Below are 26,140 nucleotides of genomic sequence, written 5' to 3'. Positions count from 1 at the left end.
ACCCGGCCACCAACTCCCGTCCGTGATCTGCAGTCTAATCTAGCGAGGAGCGAGCGTCTGCCCTTCTCGCCTCTTAGGCGTCCGCCAAGGCCCGCTTCGCGTCTGCCTCCAGCGACCGCCCAGCGAGCAGGAACATCACCCCCGCCAACAGCGCCGTCACGACGATGACCAGCATCGAATAGCGCACGGCCACATCACCCAGCGTGGGGTGCAGCACGTCATTCAGATAGCCCACGACCAGCGGGCCGAGCGCCTGCCCGATCAGCGCAGCGCTGAACAGCAGGATGGACGTTGCGACAGCGCGCATCCTCAGCTTCGCCACGCTCATGACCGCCGCGAACACCGGGCCCTGATGGATCAGCAGGAGGAACGCCGAGGCCGCATAAGCCGCCAGCCAAACCGCCGTATCCTCGGCGAGCAGGAAGATCAGCTCAGCAGGCGCGGCAAGCAGACAGGTGATCGCCGGCAAGGTCATGCGCCAGTGGCTGGCCTTGCGGCTCAACCGGTCGATCAGCAGACCGCCCAGCACCACGCCGGCCACCCCGAACACACCCCGGATCGGACCGATGGTCGCAGCCACTTCCACCAATGTCAGGCCATGGACGCGCGTCAGGAATGTCGGCGTCCACACGCTTGCGGCAAAGACATTCAGCCCCATCAGCGTGGCGCCGATGACCAAAAAGACATAGGCACGCTGCTTGGCGAGAAAGGCCATGCTCGCCTTGAAGCTTTCCCGCGCCGCACGCTCGATGCGCTTGGCTTCGGACGCACCGCGTTCGGGTTCCTTGACGGTGAGGAAGAACAGCAGCGCCAGAAATACGCCCGGCATGCCCGCCACGACGAACATCGCGCGCCAGCCATGTTCATGGCCCACCCAGCCGACGATAGGGAAGAAGAGGATCGATGAGATCGAGACGGCCGTGCCGAAGATCGAGAAGGCCAGCGGGCGGCGCTCCGCGCGGAACAGGTCGGATATGATCGAATTGGACGGCGCAATGCCGCACGCCTCGCCCGCACCCATGAGGAAGCGCGCGATGGCGAGCTGCCAGATGTTGGCCACCCAGCCGGTCACCATCGTCATCAGGCTCCAGAAGGCAAAGCCGACAGCAATGATATTGCGCCGGTTATAGCGATCCGCCGCCCAGGCAATGGGTACGCCGAGGATGGAGTAGAACAGGAGGAAGGCCAGGCCGGACACCAGCCCGAGGGCGGTGTCCGAGACGTGCATCTCCGACTTGATGGAGGGCAGTGCCAGCCCCAGCAAGGAGCGGTCGAGATAGTTGAAGGCCGAAACCAGTGTGAGGAATCCGAGGCCGTAGACGGCGCTGAAGTTCCAATCCTTCACGCCCCCCTCAGGGCCAGAGCCAGGCCCGGTCGGGGGCGCCGTCGTTTCGGCCATCGCATCTCTCCCAGTTTATCGTCGCCTAGTTTTATCGTCGCCCGGTTTTACAGCCGGGACGCGCGCGTTTCCTTCGCGGTTATGAATTCGATCAGCGCAGGTTGCCCCGCCTCGATCGCGGCCAGCGCGCGGTGAATGGCCGGGACAATCTCTTCCGGGCGCGTGACGCGCTCGCCATGGCCGCCAAGCGCCTTGGCGAAATCGGCGTAATGGCCGGAGATATCCGTGGCGCGATAGCGCTCGGTTGCCACCGGCATCACCGGCAGCTCGATGGCCATGGCCTCATTGTTGAGCAGGATTGACAGGATGGGCAGGCGCTCGCGCACCGCCGTCTCGAAGTCCATGCCGGTAAAGCCGATGGCGGCATCACCCCATACGTTGATGCACAGCTTGTCCGGGCAGGCGAGCTTGGCGCCCATGGCGAGGCCAAGACCATAGCCAAGCTGCGTGGACTTGCCCCAGCCGATATAGCTGAGCGGCGTGATCGACTTCCAGTAGGGCGTCAGCTGATCGCGCGGGCTGCCGGCATCATGGGTGATGATGGTGTTGGCAACGTCCACGGTCTTCTGGAGATCCCAGAGCACGCGGTAGGGGCTGATCGGCGCATCGTCGCTCTCTAGCAGCGGCAGCCAGTTCGCCAACCACTCCTTCTCGACCTTGGCGATTTCCGCGGCCACCGGCCCGGCGTCGCGGGGCGCTGACACCAGCGCGCGGCACGCCTCGAGCAGCATCCCCAGCGTCAGCTTGGCGTCGCCGGCCAACGCCATCTCGCAGGGCACGTTCTTGTTGAAGTCAGCCGGATCGAGCGTCGAATGGATCACCCGCTTGCCCTGCGGCATCTTCACGCCGAACGCCGTCTCGCTGAAGCTGCAGCCGATGCCGAAGATGAGGTCCGCCTCATCGAGGAAATGCCGCAATTGGCCCGAAATAGCCGCACCGCCCGAACCGAGCGCCAGTGGATGCGTCTCGTCGAATGCACTTTTGCCTTCAAGGCTGGTGGAAACCGGGATAGCCAGCAGTTCGGCCAGCGCCTTCAGTTCGTCATAGGCTTCGGCCCAATGCACGCCCTGCCCGGCATAGATTACCGGGCGCTTGGCGGCGACCAGCGCCTCGGCCGCGCGCTTCACCGCGTCCGGCTCGGGGGCGTAGCGGGTGGTGACCACCGGCTGATAGCTCTCGGGCGCGTCGATCTCTTCGCCCAGCACGTCCCAGGGCATCTCGACCAGCACCGGGCGCAGACGGCCATTGCGCAGCTGCGTGAAGGCACGGCGCATGATGTTCTGCGTCTCCGCCGCAACCGTGATCGGCTCGGCATGTTTGGTCACATCCCGCATCGATACGCTGGCATTGAAATTGTCCGGCACGAAAGCGATGCGGCGGGCATAGCCCTGCGGCAGCACCAACACGGGCACGGATTCGGAGTAAGCCTGTGCCACCCCGCCATAGGCATTTTCCGTCCCCGGTCCATGTTGCATGGCGAACACCCCCATGCGCTTGCCCCGCGTCAGGCGGGACAGCGCATCGGCCATGTGAACGCCCGTCCGCTCCTGGCGGACGATGACCGGGCGGATGCCGATTGCGGCGGCATCCTCCAGCACGGCGTTGCGCGGATAACCGAAAATGACGTCTACACCCTCACGCTTGAGGATGTTGGCGATGGCAGCACTGACTTTCATGGGGTAATTTCAATCCTTCCTGGGGCCTTTCGGGCCGATCGGCCTCTCGCCCATGACCGTCGTGCGGATGAGATGCCGACGTTCGTACTTGAAATCATGGACGCCACGATGAAGCAAGAAACGATTGTCCCAGACAATCAATGTGTCCTTCTTCCATTTCACGCGGCAATGATAATGCAGGTGCTGGGCAAGGCTCTGGAGATAGCCGAGCAGCGCCTGGCTCTCCGCCTCCGTCCAGCCGACGAAGCGCTTGAAATAGGCCGTGGTCGCGAACAGGGCCTTGCGGCCGGTGACCGGGTGAACGCGCACCGCGGGGTGGATATTCTCCAGCTCATCTTCGCTGAACCCGTGCGATTCACGCAGGCGCAGGCGCTTCTCGGGCGGCAGCTTCTCATTGCGCGCCCAGATTTCCTTGCCTGAGTAAACGACCTCGAGCCCGTCGAGCAGTTCCTTCATGGCATCGGAAAGATGCTCATAGACGAGGTAGCCGTTCGAGAAGGCGGTATCGCCACCGAATTTGGGCACTTCCAGCGCGCGCATCACCACGCAGAGCGGCGGCTGCAGCAGGAACGGGCTGTCCGTGTGGAAGTGCTCGAAAGAGGGAACGACGTTCTCCGGCTCATGCGCTTCGCGGCGCACTTCCTGCATATCCTGATGCTCGCCGTAGGTCGGCGCCTGCGGCAGCTCGGTGATCGGACCGAAGTAGCGCGTGAACGCCTTGTGCTGCTCGGGCGTCAGATCTTGGTCGCGGAACACGATGACCAGAAAATGCTCGAACGCCTTCATCACTTCGGCGAGCGTCTCGTCATCCAGCGGCTCCCGCAGGTCCACACCGCTGATCTCGCAGCCGCACGCGCCGGAGATCGGCTCGACGGTGATCCGCTTGAATTCGGGCATGGGCAGACCCGCCACGATCGTGCCGGTCGCCTGATCGGCGGCCTGCCCCTTGTGAGACACCTGGATGTTCATCTCGAAGCTCCTCTTCCAAGACCCCGGCGCAAGACCGGCCGGGGTCATCATCTATCAGAAATTGCGCTTGATGGTGACAGCCCATTCCCGCGGACGCGCCGGGCGCCCCTGGATGGACTGGGTCGATCCGCGATTGTCGAACAGGCCGTCATAATAGAGCCGATCGGTCAGGTTGGTGACTTCCAGCGACAGCTGCCAATCCTCGGCGACATCTCGGTAGGTGAGGCGCGCATTCACGATCGTGCGCCCTTCCACCTGGTTGAACGGCGCGCGGTTGATCGCCGTCGAGAAATAGGGGCTCTGCGAATTCACGTCGATGCGCGGGGTCAGCGAGCCGGCATCACCCAGCTCGATCTTGTACTGCCCGCCGACGCTCCAGCGCCATTCCTGTACGAAGGGCGCGTCCATATCGAGCGTGATGCCGGCGCTCTGGCCGATGGCGGAAATCGACTTGTAGTCGAAGTCCAGATAGCCGAGCGAGGCATCGATTAGCAGGCCGCGAACCGGGCGCAGCGTCGCCTCGACCTCGAAGCCCTTCACATCCGCCTTGCCGGCGTTGAGCGGCAATGCGCAGGGCGCGGCCGGCACCGTCGGACAGGTCGAGACGCTGACCAGAATGTCGTTATACTTGTTGAGGAAGCCGGAGACGTTCAGGCGCAGCAGCCGGTCGAACAGGTCGCTCTTGAAACCGACTTCATAGGCGGTCAGCGTCTCGGGATCATGCGTCAGCGCCTGCGCCGGGAAGAACGGCCGCGGGTTGGCGCCGCCACTCTTGAAGCCCGTCGCGATCTGCGCATAGGTCATGAAATCGGGCGTCCAGCGATACTGGAGGACACCGCGATAATCGAGACGATCGCCCTTGAACGTCCGCACCAGCCCATCGAGCGGGGCGAGCGACGGCGGCGCATTTCCGCCATAGATGTTCCCCGGATTGCCCTTGCGCGCATATTGGAAGCTCTTGGTGATGTCCGTGTAGCGCAGGCCGCCGATCAGCGTCAGCTTCTCGGTCAGATGCAGTTCGGCATTGGCGAAGGCGGCGATGGTCTGGGATTCGACATGGTCGTTCTGCCGGAATTCCAGCGTGGGAAGCTGAACGCGCGAGCCGCCGTCGCTGGTGCCCTCGAAATAATAGCCGCCCACCGTATAGTTCAGCAGCGTACCGATCGCACCGCTGGCGCGCAGTTCCTGGCTGAACTGATTGTGGTTCACGTCATTGGCCGTCAGCGCGATGTTGATCGGCGAGGACTCGGCCGATGTGAACACCGAATTGTAGCTGCGATAGGCCGTGATCGAGGTGATGCTCAGATCGCCGACATCGATGGTGATGTTGCCTGAGAGGCCCCAGGTATCGAGCGAGTTACGCGCTGGCGCCGCATAAGGCGCCGTGCCATCACGCGGAGCGTAGTTGAGGTAATTCTCATAGCTCACGAACGGGCTGGTCGTGAACGTATCCTGCGCGAAGTTGCCATAGGGCGAATAGCTGATGAAGGGCGAGCCGGTGGCCGTACCATAGCGGACGCCGTCGATGACATAAGGGGCAGTCGCGCTCGACCCCGGCCCCGTCAGCGTGCCGACGTAGAGCAGCGTGGAGGGCGCGGACTCGCTGTCATCGCGGGTGATGTCGCCGATGATCGAAATGTCGACCGCGTCATTGGGCGTCCAGCGCAACGTCCCGCGGCCGGCGACATAGGACTTGCCGCCCTCGGTGCCGAGCTTGCAATTGTCGGAAATCGCGAAGGTGCGCACCGGCGAAGTCGGATGCGTACAGCGATAATCGTAGCGGGTGACGTAGCCGTCCTTCTTCACCCCGGCACCGGAGACGCGCAGGAAGAGCTGATCGGGCACGACGGTCAGGTTCAGGCCGCCGCGCACCTCGGTGCGGTTGAAGCTACCGTAGGTTGCCTGGACATAGCCGCCACCCGAACCGTCCGGCTTCTTGGAATAGAGCTTGATCGCGCCGCCGATGGAATTTTGCCCGGCAAGCGTGCCCTGCGGCCCGCGCAGGATTTCCACCCGGTCGAGGTCCAGCAGATCGAGCATCGAGCCCTGCAGCGTCGAGTAATAGACGTCATCGACATAGAGGCCGACGCCCGGCTCCAGCGCGAACGTCGAATCCGACTGGCCGACGCCACGAATGAACGCTTGGATCGAAGGCCCGTAGGTGGCCGGCGCCTCGGCAAGGTTGACGTTGGGTGCCTGTGCGGCGACCTGAGCGATGCTCGTCTGGCTGCGCGCTTCCAGCATGTCGCCGGAGACGGCGGTGATGGCCAGCGGCGCATCCTGCAGACGCTGCGAGCGGAACTGCGCGGTCACCACGATGTCATCGGCATCGGCCTGCTGTGCAGCGCTTTGTTGGGGAGCGGGGGCATTCTGCGCCATGGCGGGTGTCGCCAGGGTTGCGGCGCCCAGCGCCAGTGCGCTCGCGGCCTGCAACAAAAGATCTGCCTTCTTCATCATCGCTCTCCTCCAATGTCAGAACGCCCGTACCTCGGGCTGTTATCGGGCGGGACCATGGCGACGCTCGGCGTGCATGTCAAATTTATTCCATATTGCAGAAGTCTTGTTCCGTATATTGGAACTATCGACTTGACTTGTCGCCGCGGCGCCGTAGCTTCCGCCCAAGAAAAATGAGGAGGGATGAATGGCAGAGTTCGATCGACGGCAGCTTCTGGCGGGCGGACTTGCCGCTGGCGGCGCCATGAGCGCAATGAGCGGCACCGCAGCCGCGCGCACGATGCGACCGCCCCCAGCCGCGGCACCCGCGCGAAGGATCGCCGTCGAGGAAGCCTGGACGATTGCCGAGCATCAGGACGCGCTGGCCGCCCTTGCCACCGGAACATGGCCCAATCTGGACGCGCAGCTGATTAACCCGCTTGGTTCGCGTGGACCCGATCGCCTCACCCGACGCCTGCGCGACGTGACGGAGCGGCTCGCGGAAATGGACCGCCTCGGTGTCGACATGCAGATCCTTTCGCTCACCTCGCCGGGCGTGCAGATGTTCCGCGCCGATCAGGCCGTCGCCATGGCCGAGCTTGCCAATGATCGCCTAGCCGAAGTGGTCCGCGCCCACCCGAAGCGCTTCGCCGGCCTTGCGTCCTTCGCGCCGCAAGACCCGGCCCGGGCTGCCAAGGAAATGGAGCGCGCCGTCAATAAGCTGGGTTTCAGCGGCTTCATCGTGAACTCGCACACCAATAACGAGTATCTGGACGATCCCAAGTTCATGCCGATCCTGGAGGCCGCCGCCGCGCTCGACCGGCCAATCTACATCCATCCCCGCTGCCCGTCAGACGGCATGGCTGAGCCGTTCCGCGATCATCGCCTGCAATCGGCGATCTGGGGCTATGCTGCCGAAACCGGCACCCATGCCATGCGGCTGATCCTCAGCGGTGTGTTCGACAAGCTGCCCAACCTCAAGATCGTGATTGGCCATATGGGTGAAAACATCCCGTTCCACCTGTGGCGCACAGACCATTGGTTCGAGCGCCGGCGCGATGCCTATAGCAGCAAGCTCAAGCCCTCCGAAGTCATGAAGCGCAACGTGTACATCACCACCAGCGGCGTGGAGCATGGCCCGGCCTTGCGCTACGCGATCGACGTACTGGGTGTAGACCGCGTGCTCTGGGCGATCGACTATCCCTATGAGGAGATGGAGCCCTCCGTCACCTTCATCAACCACGCGCCGCTTGACGGAGAAGAACGCGAGGCGATCTGCCACCGCAATGCCGCGCAGGTCTTCCACCTCCCGCCAGCCTGATCCCGCCTAACGCTGACGATCCGCCTTGGCCCCGCCAGAGCGGACGTCAGGCCTTGGCGAAGGCGTGACCGAAGGTAGCGCTGAGCGTGCGCGCCGCCGCCATGACGTCGCTCGCCATGCGCTCGCGGTCCATCGTGCCGAAGCGTTTGGCCGGCATCGTGAGGCCGATCGATCCGATCACCGCATTGCCACTGCGGAAGACCGCCGCCGCGATGCCCGCCACATCGGCCTCCTGACTGTAGAAGATCGCGCAGCCCCGGTCCCGAATGGCGGCCAGTTCCTCCACCAGCACCTCGGGCGGCGGCGTCGGGGCGCCAGTCAATGGCCCCACCGGGCTCTGCACGAGCGCCGCCGCTAGATCCTCCGCCTCCAGATGGGCGAGAATGGCACGGCCCAGCGAGCCCCAGGTCAGCGACAGATCGGTATAGGGCTCCAGCACATGCCGCAGCGTGTGTGGCGTGAGGATTCGTTCGGAGACGATGGCGCGGTGATGGGGGGCATCATAGGTGCAGAATACCGCCGTCTCCTGCCAACCCGTCCACAGGGTGCGCAGGAAAGGCCGCACCGCCGCGACATAATGGCTGCGGCTCAGAATGTTGGCGGACAGCCTGAACAGTTCACGCCCGGCCCGATAGGATGTGCCGTCGCCCCGCTCCACCAACCCGCCGCGGATCAGCATCTGCAACAGCCGATGCACGCTGCTGGCCGGCATCCCAGTGCCCGCGGCAAGATCCTTGAGCGCGCAATCCCCGTCGCTCTCGCCGATCAGTTTGAGCAGCGCAATCATGCGGGCGCCAGAGCCGCGATCGGTGTTGGTCGATGGATCCATGAAAAAGAAGACGCTCCGCCCCACACCCCGCGCTGCCGGGGGAGCGTCTTCTACGAAATCTTCAGCGCTGACGCCATTGCCGAGTTCTGCCGCGATCAGGCAGCGGACCGCGCTGCCTGATGCGCAAGCGCAAGCGCGCCTGCTCGCTCGCCGAGTTGTAACGATCCGCCCGTGCCCAGCGCGGCCCAGGCGCGCGGATCGGCAGAGACAGCCCGCCCCGTGACGAACAGCCCGCTCAACTCTCGGGCGCGCAGTGCCGCATCGATGAGCACACTATCCTCCTTCAGGGGCACGTCCTCAACGCCGAGCACATGCGCGCCCACGACATGGCGAAGGCGCGCGGCCTGCATGGCACCCGCGACGTCGATCAGAAAGCTCGCTTCGAGTCCAGGCAGGGTCCGCAGGAGCGGCAGGATCTCGCGGATCAATGTCCGCGCCCGCGCCTCCTGCGCGCCCAGTCGCGCGACGCTGGTCGCCCCTTCGACCCGCATGGAAGGCCCGCGCACATAGGCCACGCCCCTGTCCCGTCCCGCTGACGTTATCCCATAGAGCACGAGTCGGTCCGGCTGATCGGGCGACAGCACGCCCCGCGCCTTCGCCTCGGCGAGGCGGGCAGACCATGTTGCTTGTCCGGCCAGCACCGCATCGAACGCGACGCCGCCGATCCGGTAATTCATGGCGATGGTGGCGGACTCGTCCAGCCCGCGCATGGCGGCGCCCGCCCGCATCGCCAGTTCGCCATCGCCGGTGGCGTCGATGACAACGCCGGCCGGCACAGCGAAGCGCCCGGACTTGTTCTCGACCATCGCGCCCCGCACGACGCCCTTTTCCACGATGGGATCGGCCGCCCAACTGGAGAGCAGTAGCTGCACCCCCGCCTCCTGCGCGAGATCGAGCAGCGCATATTTGAGCGCCTCGGCATCATGAACCAGACCATCGCCCAACAGGTCCGGCCCGGCATCGCCGTTTCGCTCCAGCCGACTGACCAACTCGGCCGCGATGCCTTGGTCTGCGGGCGTGAGGGCGATATCGAAGGACAAGGGGCCATTGCCGCCTAGCACCACGTTGCACTCCACCAGCAGGGTCCGCGCCCCACCCCTTGCCGCAGCCACGGCCGCTGCCACGCCGGACAACCCGCCACCGCAGACCAGCACGTCAACCGCGCGATAGACCGGGGTTCGGCGCCCCGGCAGCATGATCTCGCCGCGCGTCGCACCCGCTGTGCGTTCCATGGTCGTCGTGCTCATCCGCTTAATCCCGCACCATATTGTGGATCTTGGCCTTGCTGATGTCGATCGCGCCATCGGCCAGGTTCTGGCCCTGAGCAATCAGCAGCGATTGCAATTCGGCAATATCGACCGCGCGCAGCGTCACCCCATCCCGGCAAGCCAGCGCCGCCGCCGTGCCCGCCGCCTGACCGAAGGCCATGCAGTCGGGGATCTGCCGGCAGCGCGAGTGGGCCTCATAGCTCATCGACACGGTCTTGCCGGCAACCAGAAGATTCTCGATGCCCTGCGGCATCAGGCAGCCGAAGGGCACGCCGAACACGGACGTGACCATCTTGGCGTTAGCCAGCCGCTCGCGAAAGGCCGCCGTCGTTTCGCTGCCATCCGAGGGGTGACGCACGAAGCCGAGCGTGTCGGGCAGACGGTGATAGCGCTTGAAGATGTCGTCCGCGTGGAAGAGACCTTCGAGGATGTCGTCGCGCGTGAGTGTGTAGTCGCCCAATATCCGCCGGGAATCGCGCACCCCGATCATCGGCGCTGCCTTGATGAGATAGGCCTCCTCAAACCCCGGTACAGTGCGCAGGAACGGCATGAAGGCGCGCACGCCCTGCCGGGCGCGGACCTCCGCATCGGTCAGCTCGTCGGCATCATAAGGGTCGCGATGCAGCACACGGACGCCGTAGATATACCCCATCTGCCCAGCCCGCGTGGAAGGCGCGATGCCAAAGTTGGAGAAGTTGTCGAGATAGACGTCATCCAGCAGCACGCCTGCTGCCTTGGCGGCCTTCACCATCTCGGTGCGGCCCTTGCGATCCTGACTGTGGCGATAATCCACCCCGCCGATCTGGAAGAGCATCACCATCGGCTGCGGGTGATTATACTCCTGCATCGGCGCTCCGGCCCGGGCCGCAACGTCGGCATCGCCGGTCGCGTCAATCACCACGTCGGCCAGCACGGCCTGCCGCCCGGCCTTGTTCTCGATGACCACGCCGCGCACAGCGCCATCCTCGACAATCGCATCGGTGACCCAGGTCTGCGACAGCACGCGTACGCCGGCTTCCTCCACCAGTTCGGCGAGGACAAATTTGAGGATTTCGGGGTCGAACGGCACGGCGAAATGCCCGTCCTCCAGGTCCGGATCGGCGCCGCCATTGGCGCGTAGCCGCTCGATCACCTCTTTCATGATCCCGCCGGTGAAGAAGGCTTGATGATATTCCGTGACGAACGAGCGCGGCCCGGTGCCGCCCAAGGTTGTATCCCGCTCAATCATCAGCACGTCCGCGCCGTTGCGCGCGGCGGCGACAGCCGCAGCGACGCCGCCAGCGCCTCCTCCGCACACGAGCACCGCGGCCCGATCAACCACCGGCAGCTCTTGCGGCTGCTCCTCGATCCACTCCTGCTCGTCCACGGCTGTCATGCGTCACCCCTTGCTGTCGCCGAACGCGAACTATCTAACTATAATATTCTTTGCAAGCGGCATCGCGGCTTGCGGCTCAAACCATATGACTATATTATTTTTTCCATGGAGAAGAGATTCGGGGCTCCCACCGCACGGGAAACCATCACCGAGGCCGCACGGGAGATTCTGGTGGCGCGCCGCACGCAGGTTCTGGTCGTCGGTGCCGGCGCAGGGGGATACCCAGCGGCGATCCGCGCCGCACGCAATGGGGCCGAAGTGCTGCTGATCGAGCGCAACGCCGTTGTCGGCGGCACCGGACCCATGTCGTTCGTCACTGAATTCCTCAGTTGCGAGAATATCAGCGGCATTTTGCGCGAGATGCAGCAGCGCCTCGCCGCGCATGATGCTGCGGCAGAGACCTTCCTGCCGGAATATTTCAACCTCGCCTACGATCCAGAGATGCTCAAACTGGTGGTGCTCGACATGCTGGTGGAAGCCGGCGTCGATCTCCTGCTCAACACCAATGTCGTCGACGTAATCCGTGAGGGGGATGCGCTCAAGGGCGTCATCATCGAGAACAAATCCGGCCGGCAGGCCATTCTCGCCGATGTCATCATTGATGCCAGCGGCGATGCCGATGTCGCCGCGCGCGCCGGCGTCGCCATGCATCCGCGCGAAGACCCACAGCCCATGATGATGCTGTGCCGCATGGGCGGCGTCGACTGGGAGCGGATGCAGGCTCACGCCCGCGCGAACCCGGACGATTTCTCCAAGCTGTGGGGTACGCCGGCCAATCCACTCGATGGTGCCCAATATGTCCACCTGACTGGCTGGAAGTCGCTGGTGGCCCAGGGCAAGGAAGAAGGTGCCCTGCCGGGCACATTCGGCCATCATATCTCGATCTTTGGTGCTACACCGGCCAATCTGCGCCATGGCATCGGCTATCTCTATGCCGTGCAGGTGCTCAATCGCGATCCCACCGATGCCGCCGATCTTACTGGCGCGGAGGTCGAAGGTCGCCGCCGCGCGCGCGATTTCCTGCCGTTCGTCAAGCGCATTCCCGGCATGGAGGACGCCTTCCTGATCGATATGGCGCCGCAGATCGGTGTGCGGGACAGCCGCCGGATCATCGGCGATTACACACTCACCCGCGATGACATCTTCGATGGCGCCACCTTTGCGGACGAGATCGCCCTCAAGGTCTATCGCGGCCCGAATGTGAAAGGCTGGGTGCGCCACAAGCCCGATGGCAGCGAGGGCGGCAAGGGCCATGACCTCACCGAAATGCCGATCTCGGTCGTCGTGCTGGGCCTGCCTTATCGCTGCCTGCTCCCGCAAGGCATCGAGAATCTGCTGGTCGCGGGCAAGACCGTCTCATTCGATAATGAGGCCCATCAGCGCGTGCGGTTGATGCCCGAGTGCATCGCCATGGGCGAGGCCGCGGGTGTGGCCGCCGCCGTGGCAGTGCGCGACGGCGTTTCGCCGCGTCAGGTCGATACGGACGCGGTGCGCGCCCTGCTGAGCGAAGGCGGCATGAATCTGGACCGGAGCAAGGTCCGGGTGCAGCAAGTGCGGGAAACCCTCGCTAGCCGGGGCTTGAATGTCCTGATGGATTGAGACCGGCGCCCTCCCCGCGCCCCTTGCCCAAGGCGGGGACGCGGAGCAGGTGAGGTTCGGCGCTTACACGCGAGGAGCGATCAATCCTCGCGGCGATACCCGCCCAGGCCGGGTTTGAAGGACTTTTCGTCCAGAAACTGCGTCATCCCCTTGCGGCGCCCACGCTCGGTATCCTGACCCGCCGCCGTCGCCGCCATCGCGCCGAGCATCGCCTCGGACGTGTCCCAATCCAGCCGCTCGACATATTTGAACGCGGACTTGGCGTGGCGCAGGATGGTCGGGTTCTTGGAGAGTAGCTTGCGCGCCAACGCCTCGGTTTCGGCACGCAGATCGGCCAACGGCACCGAGCGGTTGACCAGCCCCATTTCCGCCGCCTTGCGCCCGTCGAACGGATCGCCGGTCATGATGTAGTAGAGGCTGTCGCGGTGGTTCATCACCTGCGCCACCGCCCGCGTGACGTTGCCCGCCGGGATGATCCCCCAGTTGATCTCGGACAGGCCGAAAGTGGCCTCGTCGGCGGCAATCGCCAGATCGCAGGCGACCAGCGGCGTGAACGCCCCGCCGAAGCACCAGCCGTTGACCATCGCAATGGTGGCCTTGGGATAATGCGTCAGGCGCCGCCACATCCAATCCGTCGCGGCGCGGCGAAAGCGGGACTGCACGATGGCGGATTCCCCCTCGGTTTCCCGGAAATATTCCTTGAGGTCCATGCCGGCGGAGAAGGCCTCCCCCTCGCCGGTCAGCACGACGACGCCGACATCGTCGCGTACCTCCAGCTCATCGAGCACCTGCCACATCTCGCGGTTGATCGTCGGATTCATCGCGTTCCGCTTGGCCGGGCGGTTGAGGGATACCCAGGCGATGCCGTCATCCAGCGTGACCTTCACGGCCTCATAGGTGTGTTCACTTGTCATCGATGGATTGTCCTTTCGCTTCCATGGACACGACCAGGCGGGTGAGCAGATCGAGCAATGTCTTGCGCTCTTGCTCCGCCAGCCCGGCCGTGAGTTGCTCTTCCAGCCGCCGCGCATCGGCATTGACCGCTTCGAACCGCGCCTGCCCCTCGGGCGTCAGACTGATGAGCGAGATCCGGCGGTTGAGTTCGCTGGTCTCGCTGGTGATGAGGTTCTTCTCGCGCAATTGGGCGAGTTGCTGGGTGGCGGCCTGCGGCGTGACCCGCTGCACCCGCGCCAGCTCCGCCGCGGAACAGGGAGCGAGGCGTTTGAGGAAAGAGAGGATCGTGAAATCGCTGGTCGTCAGCCCGTGCGCCCGCACCACCTCGTCCAGCTCCAGCTTGCCGGCGGTGTAGCCGCGCTTGAGCAGATAGAGCAGCCGTTGCGGCCTGACATCATCGGATCGCGACTGCGCGCTCATGCTTCCCCTCTCCCGCCGACTTCCGGCCGCACAAATTGACAATCTACTTTATATAAAGCTTCTTGATAATTATCCCGCTGACTGTCAACCGGCTTCGCCTTCGCCGCACCGCATGCGAAAGGGCGACACCTGCCGATGCCGCCCCTCAGAAATCATATGCTATATCGCGCGCGGCGGCGTCAGCCCCAGACCTCCTCCGCTACGCGCACGACCAGCTCCAGCTTGGCCTTCTCGTGCTCGATGTCCATCATGTTGCCGCCGATGCCGCTGGAGAAGCCGCATTGCGGTGAGAGCGCGAGTTGATCGATATCGGCATATTTCGCCGCATCCTCGATCCGCCGCTTGAGGTCATCGGGGCTTTCCATCGTCCCGCGCTTGGTGGTCACGAGGCCAAGCACCACCGTCTTGCCCTTGGGCAGGAAGCGCAGCGGCTCAAAGCCGCCGGCGCGGTCGGAATCATATTCCAGGAAATAGCCGTCGATGTTCATCTCGTTGAACATGACTTCGGCAACCGGATCATAGCCACCCTCGGCGACCCAGCGGCCGGCGAAGTTGCCCCGGCAGACGTGCATGCAGACGGCCATGTCATCGGGCTTGGCGGCGATCGCGGCGTTGATGAGCTTGGCGTAGACGTGCGGCAGCTCGTCAGGATCTTCCCCGATGCTGGTGGGCACCTGCGCGCGCAGGGTGGGGTCGCAGAGATAGGCGAAGTTGGTCTCGTCGATCTGCAGATAGCGGCAGCCGGCATCGATGAGGTCGCCAATCTCCTCGGCGTAGACCGCCGCGAGGTCCGCGTAGAACTCCTCCATCGTGGGATAAGCCTCAGCGTCGATCGCATCGCGCCCGCCGCGGAAGTGCATGATCGAGGGCGAGGGAATGGTGATTTTGGGGGTTTCCTTGGTCACCGTCTTGAGGAACTTGAAGTCTTCCACGAAAATCGGCTTGGGGCGGCTGAGCTTGCCGGTGATGCGCACCGTATGCGGCTTGCTCTCGACCGTACCCTGCTCGTTGCGGAAGGTGGTGCGGTGGCTGGATTGCCAAGGCTCGACATTGGCGAAGCGGAGCAGGAAATCGGTGTGCCAGCTGCCGCGATTATACTCGCCGTCGGTGATCGACTTGAGGCCGACGCCTTCCTGCAGCGCCACGACCTCGCGGATGGCGTCCTGCTGAACGGTCAGAAGCTCCTCCGCACTGAGCTCGCCGGCGGCCTTCTTGTTCCGGGCTTCGATGAGATAGTCCGGGCGGATGAGGCTGCCCACATGGTCGGCTCGGAACGGCGCTGGCTTCATGCAAAACTCTCCCTTGGGCAACAACAGAATGCGGTTTTGATGATCGTCATTTGAGACAATCCCTGCACCCCGCCAATAGCACGATTCCTTGCAGCAGCCACAATTTTCGTTATCAATGACAACAAAATAAGCTGCCACAGATAGGAGATTTCATGGTCAGTCCGGCGCAACCTGTTTCTGCCCCTGCGGAGACGGCGGATATCGACGCCCCCATGATCGAGGCTTCGGCGGGCGAGATCTTCCTCCGGCGGCTGGCGGCCAACGGCATCGATTATCTGTTCGCCAATGGCGGCACCGACTTTGCGCCGGTGATCGAGGGCTTTGCCCATGCGCAGGTGGCGGACTTCAAGGTGCCCACGCCCATCCTCATCCCGCACGAGACCGCCGCGCTCGGCATGGCGCATGGCTATTATCTGGCGACCGGACGGCCGCAGGCGGTGATGGTCCACACCAATGTGGGCCTGGCCAATTGCGTGATGGGCGTGCTCAACGCGGCCTCCGACCAGGTGCCGATGATCCTCGCCAGCGGCATCACCCCGCATACGGAGCACGGGCCGCTCGGCCACCGTAACTCGCCGATCAACTGGGGCCAGAACATGCGCGACCAGACCGCGATGGTGCGCGAGCCGGTGAAGTGGGACGCCACCCTCTCCCGCCCCGAGCAGATCGCCCCGCTGGTCGACCGCGCGGTGGCCATCGCCACCTCCAGCCCGCGCGGCCCGGTGTATCTGGGCCTGCCGCGCGAGGCGCTGTGCGAGGTGACGACCTATCGCGACAGCAAGCCGCGCAATGCCGCCGCCCGCGCCGCGCCGCATCCGGAGGATCTGGCGGAAGCCGCGCGGCTGCTCGATGCCGCGGAGCGCCCGCTGATCGTCGCCTTCCGGACGGGCGCGCGGGGTGGCGGGTTCGATGCGCTCACCGCCTTTGCGGAGCGCCACGCGATCCCCGTGGTCGAGTTCTGGCCCTCGCAGCTCTCCATCGACGGCGCCTCGCCCATGCATGGCGGGTTCGACCCCGGCGAGGACCTGGCGGCGGCGGACGTGGTGCTGGTGCTCGATGCCATCGTGCCCTGGCTGCCGCACCGCCACGGCTTTGCCGAGCAGGCGACGGTGATCCAGGCGGGGGCCGATCCGCACCAGCTGGAAGTGCCCCTGCGCGGCTTTGCCACCGATCTGGCACTGACCGGCGAATCCGCCCACATCATCGCCGCGCTGGACGAGGCGATGCAGGCCATGACGCCCCCTCCGACATTGGCCCGGGACCGATCCGCCCGCTTCGCCCGGCTGGCCGAGCGCCACGCCGCGCGGCGCGCGCAGCTGGACAGCGCGGTGCGCGCCGGGCCGCCGATGTCCGCCGCCTTCGTCACCCGCGCGGTGGTGGCGCTGATCGGCGCGGAGGGCTGCATCGTCAGCGAGCTGGGCGCCAAGCCGGAATTCGTGACCGGGCTGCGCGGCGATCAGTTCTTCCAGAACCCGATTTCCGGCGGGCTCGGCTGGGGGCTCCCCGCCGCGCTGGGCGTGCAGCTGGCGGACCGCGACCGGCTCGTCGTCGCGACGGTGGGCGATGGCAGCTACATGTTCGCCAATCCGGTCGCCTGCCACCAGATCGCCGAGGCGCACGGCCTGCCGCTGCTCACCATCGTCTATAATAACGGTATCTGGGGCGCGGTGCGCGGATCGACCCTGGGCATCTACCCCAAGGGCCACGCGGCGCGCGCCAATGTGATGCCGATCACCTCGCTCGAGCCCCTGCCCGACTTCTGCAAGATCGCGCAGGCCTCACGCGCCTGGACCACGCGCGTGGCCGACCCGGCCGCGCTGGCCGACACGCTGCGCGAGGCGGCGCGGGTGATCCGGGAGGAGAAGCGGCAGGTGTTGGTGGAGGTGAAGGTGGGGCGGTAGGGGGCTCAGAATAACGATAAAGCGTGTCGACGCGCTCACCGCAAACGATTAGCGTCCCTCGAAGTGCGCGAGGGGGTCAATAGTGACACATCATAAAATCGAGCTGACGGCGCAACATCTCCAGCGGTTCGCGGCCGCCACCCCGCTTGATGCTATTGCGGAACTGCTTTGGAACGGCCTCGACGCTGACGCCACGATAATAAACGTCGATGCCGAGTTTGACGTGCTCGGTACCATGACGGCAATCACCGTAACCGACAATGGAACAGGCATCCCTTTTGCCGAGATCGCTGCACGATTTCAGAAGTTGGGCGACTCATGGAAACGAACCGCTCGATTCTCAAAAGCTGGAAAGCGATTTCTACACGGAAAAGATGGGCAGGGTCGGTTTAAAGCCCTGTCATTGGGACGGGTAGTTCAATGGACCATCGTCTATGCTGTAGGCGAGAAGAATTTCCGATATTCCGCTCGCCTCCTATCCGATGATCCGACTGACCTCATCGTTGCTGATGGTCAGGAAGAAACTTCTGCCCCAACTGGAGTGCGAGTCCGCATTTCTGAACTTGCAAGTACCTCTAGGATGCTCGCTTCAGAGGAAGCCGTTGACCGGATCGGCGAAAAGTTCGCTCTCTATCTCAACCAATACCGTGAGGTCCAAATTTCGTTTTTGGGTTCGGTCGTTAGACCCGAAACCTACATCGTTTCGTTGAAGCCGTTCAAACTCAAACCCATCACAGACGGGGACCAGTCGTACCCAGCAGAGTATGACATCGTCGAATGGAGAGTTCGGAGCGATAGGCGCATCTATCTATGCGACAGTAATGGTTTTCCTCTAGCCGAGCGCAATCCTCGTTTTCACGTCCCAGGTCTTGACTTCGTTGGGTACATCCGATCCGATTATTTCGCCGAACTAGCAGAACTTAACCTTATCGACGTCGACGGGCTGAATCAAAACGTCAATCAAGTTCTTGAGGAAGCTAAGGCGCTCACAAAGGGTTATTATCGGGATCAGAAGCTAGAAGAGACTCGATCAGTTATTCAGCAGTGGAGAGACGAGAAAGTATACCCATATGAAGGCGATACTGAGCATGACGCCCAAGCAACCGAACGACAGGTTTTTGATCTCGTTGCTGTATCTGTCAAAGATTACATGCCGGATTTCGATTCGCTACCGACCTCTACTAAGCGTTTTAACTTCGAACTCCTAAGGCAGTCAATTGAAAGAAATCCTACTGAACTCCGTTCAATACTTGAGCACGTAATTGGCCTTCCGGAAAAGAAACTTATTGAGCTAAGCGCACTGCTCGAGGACGTTACACTTTCCAATATAATAGAAGCTTCAGCTACTGTAGCTGATCGACTAACTTTCGTTCAAGGATTAGAGGAATTAATTTACAACGAAGAACATAGCCATGATCTACTCGAGCGAGCACAGCTTCATCAGTTAATCGCGCAAAATATCTGGCTTTTTGGCGAACAATATAATTTGACTGTGTCGGACAAGGGGCTGACGCATGTCCTCAGAAAGCATGCTCGCTTAGCGAAGCATAACATAGTGATAGACCGACCAGTGAAGCGATTGGATGGTTCGGTAGGTATTGTTGACCTGATGATCTCTCGAGCAGCGAAGCCGATGCGTGCGGGAGAAATAGAACATCTGGTCATCGAGCTTAAACGCCCCGCAGTCGATGTCGATGTTCCTGAAATACAACAGGCGTACAGCTACGCTTCGGCAGTGGCTAACGACGAACGTTTCTCAGTCGGTCATGCGGAGTGGGAATTTTGGATCGTCTCCGCTAACATGTCGACCGCTGCAAAAGCGTTAGCAAACCAAGCTGGTAAGCCGCCAGGTCTTTATTACGAATCTGGGACCGCTAACCCAAAAGTCAGAGTTTGGGCCCGAACTTGGGCAGAGATTATCCATGATGCAAAGGTCAGACTACAATTCTACAGAGATAAGCTTAGCCTCGAAGTAGACTCAGAGGTTGCCGTGCGACGTCTCAAGCGCACTTACGCGAAGTATTTCGATAATCCTTCCACAGATGAAAGTGACCCCGACGACGAGGCGACTGACGACGACATTCTTTCAGGCGGCAATATCGAAACGACACCAGGCCTGAAATGACCCAAGATACAATAGACACGGCTACTTGGCTGCGCCAAGCTGTTGCCGGCTTTGCCACACTATCGCCTCCAGAGTACCGTGTCATACGGGATTTCACGCTGCTCTGGAGCTTATTTGAGAATCGCCTCACTGCGTGCGATGCATCAATCCCCAGCATCAAGTTAGCTATTGCTAGACTTGACGCGCTAGACGCTCTCGACGTCGAACGTCTTGATGAACCTCTACGCCACTTCCGTAGTCGCTATGTTTCTGACGGAGCGCTGCTACCACGATTTGATGCGCTACGATTAAGCGACCACCTTCGGCCGCTTGTCGAACAGGTTCTTACAGGGAAATCTGTGGAGGCCGCCGGCCTAGCCTCAGCGCTGATGTTCATCACGTACAGGTTACGAAACAACCTGTTTCATGGAGTTAAATGGAATGGGGGCTTACAAGACCAATATTCAAACTTCGCTAACGCTAACAAAGTTCTAATGGCTCTGATGGACATGCACCGCTCGGCTCCAGACGGCGAAACGCCCGGAACATGAGTCCAGTACGAAAGCCCCCTCACCCCACCGGCCGGCTCACCACCTGCAACTCCTGATAGGCCCGTATCCCCAGCACGCCATGCTCGCGGCCATAGCCGGAGTCCTTCATGCCGCCGAAGGGCACGTCTGACTCGTTGAGGCCGTGGCGGTTGATCCAGACGGTGCCGGCCATCAGCTGCCCGGCGACGGCGCGGGCGCCGGTTTCGTCCGTGCTCCAGACGGAGGCGCCGAGGCCGAAGCGGGTGGCGTTGGCCCGCTGCACGGCTTCATCCTCGCTGGTGAAGCTGAGCACGGGCATGACCGGGCCGAACTGCTCCTCGCAGACCAAGGGCACGCTCTCATCCAGCCCGGCGATGATGGTCGGCTCGATGAAATAGCCCCCCTCGCCGTGCGCGCCGCCTCGCGCCCCTCTCCTCGCGCTCCCGCCCGTCAACAGCTGCGCGCCGGGGCGGGCGACGGCGTCTTCCAGATAGGCCTTCACCTTCTCATATTGCGGCAGGTTCTGGATGGGCCCCATGTCCATGCCGGGCGTGCTGCCGGGGCCGACCTTGAGCGCGCGCACCTTCTCGACCAGCTTTTCCAGAAAGGCATCGCGCACGCTCTCGGCCACATACACGCGCTTGATGGCCATGCAGATCTGCCCGCAATTGTAGAAGCCGCTGCGGGCGATGCCGGCGGCGGCCTTGTCCAGATCCGCATCGGCCAGCACCAGCGTCGCATCATTGCCGCCCAGCTCCAGCGTGATGCGCTTGAGCGTGGCGGCGGCGCTGGCCATCACCTTCTTGCCGGTGGCGACCGAGCCGGTGAAACTGATCTTGTCGATCCCCTCATGCGCGGTCATCCAGGCGCCGAGATCATTGCCGCCGGCGAGGACGTTCATCACGCCGGCGGGCAGCACATCGGCCGCGAGCGCGCCCACCGCCAGCGTGGTGAGCGGCGTGTAGGGCGAGGGCTTCAGGATCAGCGTGTTGCCGGTGTAGAGCGCTTGGGCGACCTTGTGCATGGCGAGCGCGATGGGGAAGTTCCACGGCGCGATGGCGCCGACGACGCCCAGGGGATGGTAGCGCAGCTCCACCTTGCCGCGCGCATCATCGCGCAGCACCTCATCGCCGATCTCCAGCGCGGCGAGCTGCTTCATGTGATGCGCGGCGAGGGTCAGCTCCATGCGCGCCTGCTCGATGGGCTTGCCATGCTCGCGGGTGAGCAAGGGGGCGAGGCGATCGGCCGCGGCGGCGATGCTGTCGGCCAGGGCGTGGATGCGTGCGCGGCGATCCTCCGGGGTACGCGCGGCCCAGGCCGGGAAGGCGGCGCGGGCGGCGGCGACGGCGGCATCGAGATCGGCCTGCGACGCCTCCGGGCAGAGCGCGAAGGGGCGGCCGGTGGCGGGATCGATCACCGCGAAGCTGCGCCCCCCGTCCTCGAAAGCGCCCTGCACGAGCTTGCCGCCGATGAGATGCGCATCCGCACCCGCCACGCTCGCCGGCCGCTCCAGCACTGTTCCCTCGCCCATCCATCGTCTCCTGACTCGTTTGCGCAGGAGCATGGATATTGTTGTTTGAATCTACAACCCCGAAATCGTGCTCGCCGAAATCGTGCGGGGATCGCTCAGGGATTTTCGGCGAGGTAGCGGCCCAGCATGTCGTGCAGCTTCTGGGCGAAGGCGCGGTCCAGCATCATGGCGCCGTCGCTGCGGGTCTCCGGCGCGGGGGCGCTCTCGATGCGGGGCACCTTGCCCAGCGCATCGACATCCTCCACCACCCCGCTCACGCGCTTGAGCTGCTGATCCAGCTGGCCGAGAAACGCCAGAAAATCATCGCTCTGCTTGCGGGTGAAGGGCATCTGCAGCACCTCGTTGAGGCGCAGCGCGAGGGCATAGGTCTGCTCGTGCACGGTCTTGCCATGATCGGTGAGCTGGAGCAGCACCGAGCGGCTGTCCGAGGGATTGGCCTGCTTCTCGATGATCCCGCGCTCGACCAGCGAGGAGACGACGCGGCTGGCATAGCTCTTCTCCAGATGCGCATCCGCCGCGACCTGCTTGAAGGAGACCGAGCCGTAACTGGCGGTGATGCCGATCACGCGGCATTCCGGCAGCGAGAGCCCCAGGTGCCGGCGATAATATTCCTCGGAAATCCCTTCGGAAAAGCGCGCCACCATATGGAGGCGGAAGGTCATCAGGTTGCGGAAGCTCGGCCGATCCACCGATGCGCCGGCCTTCTTTCTGGCCACAGAACAGGTCCCCCTTGGTTTCGAACGGACCGGTATAAGGGATGCCGCTGCCCGCGCACAACAAAAAGGCCTGCGCGGCAAACACGGGCTTGACGCACTTTGTTGTCTATGACAACGATTTGGCAAAGACGACATGAGTCCGCGGGCGCGCCCCACGGATTCCCGGCAGATGACCAAGGAGGGATGCGCCATGCTGTCTGCAGAACAGAATGAAAAGCTGGCCCGCGTCGGCCCCGGCACGCCGATGGGCGAGCTGCTGCGCCGCTATTGGCACCCCATCGCCGGCGAGAGCGAATTCGAGACGCGCGCCACCAAGCCGGTGCGGATCATGGGCGAGACTCTGGTGCTCTACAAGGATCTCTCCGGCCAGTTCGGCCTGATGGACCGCCACTGCCCCCACCGCCGCGCCGACATGGCCTGCGGCATGGTCGAGCCCGACGGGCTGCGCTGCAGCTATCATGGCTGGATGTTCGATGCGCAGGGCGCCTGCACCGAGCAGCCCTTCGAGGATACCGCCAATCCGCAGGGGCGCTACAAGGACAAGGTGAAGATCAAGGCCTATCCGGTCCGCGCCCATGCCGGGCTGCTCTGGGCCTATATGGGCCCCCTCCCCGCACCCGAGCTGCCGGACTGGGAGCCCTTCTCGTGGAAGAACGGCTTCCGCCAGATCGTCATCTCCGAGCTGCCGTGCAATTGGCTGCAGGGGCAGGAAAACTCGATGGACCCGATCCACTTCGAGTGGATGCACGCCAATTGGAGCAAGCGCCTGCGCGGCGAGACCGGCCCCTATGGCCCCAAGCACCTCAAGATCGACTTCCGCGAATATGATTATGGCTTCACCTACAACCGCATCCGCGAGGACACGGACGAGACCAATCCGCTGTGGACCATCGGCCGCGCGTGCCTGTGGCCCAATGCGATGTTCACCGGCGACCATTTCGAGTTCCGCGTGCCCATCGACGATGAGACGATGATGAGCGTCGGCTGGTTCTTCACCCGCGTGCCGCGCGATGCCGAGCCCTATGTGCAGCAATCCATCCCGGTCTGGTTCGGCCCGATCAAGGACGAGCGCGGCGAGTGGATCACCAGCCATGTGATGAACCAGGATTTCGTCGCCTGGATCGGCCAGGGCACCATCTCGGACCGGACGCAGGAAAATCTCGGCCTGAGCGACAAGGGCATCGGCATGATGCGCCGCCAGTTCCTGCGCGACATGGAGAAGATCGGCCGTGGCGAAGACCCCAAGGCGATCATCCGCGACCCCGCGATCAACAAGGCGATCCCCCTGCCGACCATCCACCGCGACGCCGTGATGGAAGGCATGACCGCCGAGGAAATCGAAGCCGGCGGCGCGCTGCACCTCAAGCGCTTCATCTTCCAATATGGCCAGCCCGCGCATGTGCTGAAGCTGCAGCAGGAGGCGATGCGCATCAGCCAGGACAATAAGGGCTATGTCGACGCCTGAGGGCGGCGGACGACGCGCGCGCGACCAGCCGACCTCTCTCGGCATCAGACTGGCCCGGCTGGCTTGATCTGGCCGGGCTTTTTGTTTGGGGAGATGTCACATGGCTGCGAGGTCCGCCCGCTGCGCCCTGGCCTCCTGCCTGCGCAGGAGCACATAGAGAGATTGGGCGAGCGTGAAGCTGGGATCTCATCCTCCGTGCTCCTGCGCAGGCAGGAGCCCAGGGCGGCGATAAGCGGAGTAAGCCAAGCGCTACCTCCGCCCGATATCCAACCGCGCCCTCCCCGTTCGGCCACGTCCGCGCCCTTGGCGCCCGTTGAACGGCTGATCTCTAAACGCGGTGGTCCGCCGCGATGAAATGCGCGGGCATCACGCATTGTTAACCCGATCTCGGACAGGAGAGCTTTAAGATCGGATGAATCATGAATCTGCTGGACATCGATACGCTGCAGCTCTGCAGCCTCGTGAATACGAGCGCCTTTGGCATCGTATTTCTGCTGCTTTGGCGTGGCCGAAAAGCGGATGATTATCTGCTGTTCTGGTCGGCAAGCGCGCTTCTCTACGGCGGTGTGATGATCGGCTTTGCCCTGTGGGGTGAGCGCGGCATGGGCGCTGCGACGGCGCTGTTGATGATGCTCGCGTTCAGCAATACGGTCTCCGTCATGGGCGTCCGCCGGTTCGAGGGCCGGCCCATGCTCGCGCCGTGGATGGCGCTGCCGGCGCTGGTCATCGGCGTTGCCCATCTTGGGCCGCTGTTGCTGATGGCCCAAGGCTGGCTCCCGGCAGACTCCCAAATCCCACGGATGGCCGATGTCCTTGGCCTGACCGCAGCCATGGCGATCAACGGGACAGCGATGATCTCCGGGCCATTGCGCGGGCAGCGGATCGCGGGCGCAGGCCTGCTCGCCTACATCCCCATATTCCTGATTTCGCTGGTAGACGATCTGGGCGTGCTCTCGGGCGACCACTCGCTGGGCAGCCTGCCGCTGCTCGCAGATCAGGCGTTGCTCGGCATCATCAATCTTGGTTTGCTGGTGCTGCCAATCGATCAGGCGCAGGACGCGCTGCGCGCCGCAGCGCTTCGTGATCCGCTGACCGGCGTGTGGAACAGGGCGGGCCTGGAGGTGCAGAAGCGGCGCCTGCTCGCGCCTGGCGCGGCCGTCGTCGCGATTGACGTCGATCATTTCAAGGCCGTCAACGATCTGCACGGCCATGAAGCAGGCGACGCCGTCTTGCGCGGTATCGCTCAGGAGGCAGGCCGGATCGCACAGGCACAAGACGGCGCTCTCGCACGCATTGGTGGCGACGAATTCATCCTGCTGCTGCCGGCGAGTTGCGAAGGGCAACGCCTGATCGTCGAGGCGCTGATGAACCGATGCCGCGCCGCTGGCGCCGCACCGGGATCATGGAGTGTCAGCATCGGCTTCTCGCAGGTGACAGCGGCCGAAACAGCGTTCGAGCCTGCCGTCGTCCGGGCCGACAAGGCGCTGTATCACGCCAAGGCGGAGGGGCGGGATCGCGTCGCAGGACTGGCGGCGTGAAAATTAGCGGGTGACTGATAGCACGGCACGGCTGACCCCACCGCCAACCGCAGGAGGCGATGCGCATCAGCTAGGACAATAAGGCTATGTCGACGCCTGAGGGCGGCAGGCGACGCGCGCGATCAGGCGGCCTCTCCCGGCATCGGATTGGCCCGGCTCGAGTGATCTGGCCGGGGTCTTTGTTGGGGCGCCAAGCCGCCGTTTGGGCAGCTGGCTTGGCTTAACACGGACATTCAGATCAGTTACCTGTCTTCGCGACGTTTGCGAGAATTGTTCATCATCATTTTGCATCTCGACTCGCCCGTCGGTTCGTCGCATCATCAAGTCCAAAGGAGAGTGTGATGGACAAGTACACACTTCACAAAGATCAAAAATCGGAGAAATGGCGTCTCGAAAAGGAAGGCTCGGACCGGGCGGTGCGTTTGTTCGATCGCAAAGCTGACGCGACTAAAGGCGGCGCTTTGGCAGATGCGATCGGTAAGGCTGGCGGATCGGTCCGCATCAGAAGGGCCGACAATACTATTCAGGAGGAGCGGACAATTCGGCCCGCTAAAGACCCGCGAAAGTCGAAAGGCTGATACGCCAACATGGCCTCCATTCACGGCCTTGAAATACCTCTTTAACAGCTACCCACCTTCAGAGGCTCGACGGCAAGGCGACACCGACCTTTAACGTCAAGAGTAGTCGTATAAAGCAATGGCTTGCTCAGGTGGAACCCTTCGCTAAGTAATAAAGCCCTAACTTTCGGTGGCAGATAGCTTTGTGCATCGTACCCGGGGCAGCGCGTACTTTTTCCCCGGGATCGCTTTTTTAGCGCCAAGTC

General features: G+C 63.4%; 19 protein-coding genes. 7 read left to right on the top strand and 12 right to left on the bottom strand.

Annotated elements, in window-relative coordinates; genetic code table 11:
• Nucleotides 1-73: 73 nt before the first annotated feature.
• Genes M2331_RS03415 through M2331_RS03400 form a run of 4 tightly spaced genes read right to left on the bottom strand, consistent with a single transcriptional unit; the run spans nucleotide 74 to nucleotide 6,501 of the window.
• Complete coding sequence (locus M2331_RS03415; RefSeq protein ID WP_181558978.1) at nucleotides 74-1,399, bottom strand: spinster family MFS transporter; 1,326 nt, start codon at nucleotides 1,397-1,399, stop codon at nucleotides 74-76.
• A 47-nt stretch (nucleotides 1,400-1,446) separates the two neighbouring features.
• Nucleotides 1,447-3,075 carry a thiamine pyrophosphate-requiring protein gene (locus M2331_RS03410; protein ID WP_181558977.1) on the bottom strand — a complete coding sequence of 543 codons (1,629 nt, stop codon included), beginning with the start codon at nucleotides 3,073-3,075 and terminating at the stop codon, nucleotides 1,447-1,449.
• Between the two features lie 9 nt (nucleotides 3,076-3,084).
• Nucleotides 3,085-4,044, bottom strand: coding sequence for a TauD/TfdA dioxygenase family protein (locus tag M2331_RS03405; RefSeq protein ID WP_181558976.1), 960 nt, complete (start codon nucleotides 4,042-4,044; stop codon nucleotides 3,085-3,087).
• 54 nt (nucleotides 4,045-4,098) lie between these two features.
• Nucleotides 4,099-6,501, bottom strand: coding sequence for a TonB-dependent receptor (locus tag M2331_RS03400; RefSeq protein WP_181558975.1), 2,403 nt, complete (start codon nucleotides 6,499-6,501; stop codon nucleotides 4,099-4,101).
• Nucleotides 6,502-6,685: 184 nt separating this feature from the next.
• Here M2331_RS03400 and M2331_RS03395 point away from each other — a divergent pair, with 184 nt between their 5' ends.
• A complete protein-coding gene (locus tag M2331_RS03395) occupies nucleotides 6,686-7,798 on the top strand; it encodes an amidohydrolase family protein (protein WP_264592277.1) in 1,113 nt (370 codons plus the stop codon).
• A gap of 46 nt (nucleotides 7,799-7,844) precedes the next feature.
• Here M2331_RS03395 and M2331_RS03390 read toward each other — a convergent pair whose 3' ends face one another.
• The 3 genes from M2331_RS03390 to M2331_RS03380 all read right to left on the bottom strand — a co-directional run bounded on the left by M2331_RS03390 (nucleotide 7,845) and on the right by M2331_RS03380 (nucleotide 11,270).
• Nucleotides 7,845-8,627 carry an IclR family transcriptional regulator gene (locus M2331_RS03390; protein ID WP_181558974.1) on the bottom strand — a complete coding sequence of 261 codons (783 nt, stop codon included), beginning with the start codon at nucleotides 8,625-8,627 and terminating at the stop codon, nucleotides 7,845-7,847.
• A 95-nt stretch (nucleotides 8,628-8,722) separates the two neighbouring features.
• A complete protein-coding gene (locus tag M2331_RS03385; protein ID WP_181558973.1) occupies nucleotides 8,723-9,874 on the bottom strand; it encodes an FAD-dependent oxidoreductase in 1,152 nt (383 codons plus the stop codon).
• Between the two features lie 4 nt (nucleotides 9,875-9,878).
• Nucleotides 9,879-11,270, bottom strand: a complete 1,392-nt coding sequence (locus M2331_RS03380; protein ID WP_181558972.1) for an FAD-dependent oxidoreductase — start codon at nucleotides 11,268-11,270, stop codon at nucleotides 9,879-9,881.
• Nucleotides 11,271-11,375: 105 nt separating this feature from the next.
• Between M2331_RS03380 and M2331_RS03375 the strand changes: the two genes are divergently transcribed.
• A complete protein-coding gene (locus tag M2331_RS03375) occupies nucleotides 11,376-12,869 on the top strand; it encodes an FAD-dependent oxidoreductase (protein ID WP_181558971.1) in 1,494 nt (497 codons plus the stop codon).
• Nucleotides 12,870-12,949: 80 nt separating this feature from the next.
• On the opposite strand, the gene M2331_RS03370 is transcribed toward M2331_RS03375, so the two are convergent.
• The 3 genes from M2331_RS03370 to M2331_RS03360 form a co-directional block, all read right to left on the bottom strand.
• On the bottom strand, nucleotides 12,950-13,783 hold the full coding sequence (locus M2331_RS03370; RefSeq protein WP_181558970.1) for a p-hydroxycinnamoyl CoA hydratase/lyase: 834 nt from the start codon (nucleotides 13,781-13,783) through the stop codon (nucleotides 12,950-12,952).
• The gene (locus M2331_RS03365) at nucleotides 13,773-14,243 is read right to left on the bottom strand and encodes a MarR family winged helix-turn-helix transcriptional regulator (protein WP_181558969.1); all 471 of its coding nucleotides are present in this window, start codon (nucleotides 14,241-14,243) and stop codon (nucleotides 13,773-13,775) included. The genes M2331_RS03370 and M2331_RS03365 overlap by 11 nt, the downstream gene beginning before the upstream one ends.
• Before the next feature lie 179 nt (nucleotides 14,244-14,422).
• Nucleotides 14,423-15,532 carry a 5-methyltetrahydropteroyltriglutamate--homocysteine S-methyltransferase gene (locus M2331_RS03360; RefSeq protein ID WP_181558968.1) on the bottom strand — a complete coding sequence of 370 codons (1,110 nt, stop codon included), beginning with the start codon at nucleotides 15,530-15,532 and terminating at the stop codon, nucleotides 14,423-14,425.
• A 152-nt stretch (nucleotides 15,533-15,684) separates the two neighbouring features.
• Between M2331_RS03360 and M2331_RS03355 the strand changes: the two genes are divergently transcribed.
• Nucleotides 15,685-17,433 carry a thiamine pyrophosphate-requiring protein gene (locus tag M2331_RS03355; protein WP_220128505.1) on the top strand — a complete coding sequence of 583 codons (1,749 nt, stop codon included), beginning with the start codon at nucleotides 15,685-15,687 and terminating at the stop codon, nucleotides 17,431-17,433.
• An 82-nt stretch (nucleotides 17,434-17,515) separates the two neighbouring features.
• Nucleotides 17,516-19,558 carry an ATP-binding protein gene (locus tag M2331_RS03350; RefSeq protein WP_181558967.1) on the top strand — a complete coding sequence of 681 codons (2,043 nt, stop codon included), beginning with the start codon at nucleotides 17,516-17,518 and terminating at the stop codon, nucleotides 19,556-19,558.
• A gap of 549 nt (nucleotides 19,559-20,107) precedes the next feature.
• On the opposite strand, the gene M2331_RS03345 is transcribed toward M2331_RS03350, so the two are convergent.
• Nucleotides 20,108-21,598 carry an aldehyde dehydrogenase family protein gene (locus tag M2331_RS03345; RefSeq protein ID WP_181558966.1) on the bottom strand — a complete coding sequence of 497 codons (1,491 nt, stop codon included), beginning with the start codon at nucleotides 21,596-21,598 and terminating at the stop codon, nucleotides 20,108-20,110.
• A gap of 95 nt (nucleotides 21,599-21,693) precedes the next feature.
• Nucleotides 21,694-22,314 (bottom strand): MarR family winged helix-turn-helix transcriptional regulator, encoded by a 621-nt coding sequence (locus M2331_RS03340; protein WP_181558965.1) that lies wholly within the window; start codon nucleotides 22,312-22,314, stop codon nucleotides 21,694-21,696.
• 190 nt (nucleotides 22,315-22,504) lie between these two features.
• On the opposite strand from M2331_RS03340, the gene M2331_RS03335 reads away from it, so the two are divergent.
• The 3 genes from M2331_RS03335 to M2331_RS03325 all read left to right on the top strand — a co-directional run bounded on the left by M2331_RS03335 (nucleotide 22,505) and on the right by M2331_RS03325 (nucleotide 25,895).
• A complete protein-coding gene (locus M2331_RS03335; RefSeq protein ID WP_181558964.1) occupies nucleotides 22,505-23,779 on the top strand; it encodes an aromatic ring-hydroxylating dioxygenase subunit alpha in 1,275 nt (424 codons plus the stop codon).
• Nucleotides 23,780-24,198: 419 nt separating this feature from the next.
• Nucleotides 24,199-25,317: a sensor domain-containing diguanylate cyclase gene (locus M2331_RS03330; protein WP_181558963.1), complete on the top strand. Its 1,119-nt coding sequence runs from the start codon at nucleotides 24,199-24,201 to the stop codon at nucleotides 25,315-25,317.
• A 341-nt stretch (nucleotides 25,318-25,658) separates the two neighbouring features.
• On the top strand, nucleotides 25,659-25,895 hold the full coding sequence (locus M2331_RS03325; RefSeq protein WP_181558962.1) for a DUF2188 domain-containing protein: 237 nt from the start codon (nucleotides 25,659-25,661) through the stop codon (nucleotides 25,893-25,895).
• The last annotated feature ends 245 nt before the right edge of the window (nucleotides 25,896-26,140 follow it).

The sequence above is a fragment of the Sphingobium sp. B10D7B genome (assembly GCF_025961955.1).
Taxonomy (GTDB): Bacteria; Pseudomonadota; Alphaproteobacteria; order Sphingomonadales; family Sphingomonadaceae; genus Sphingobium.
Note: the sequence above shows the minus strand (reverse complement) of the source record. Positions and strands in the feature narration are given on the sequence as shown.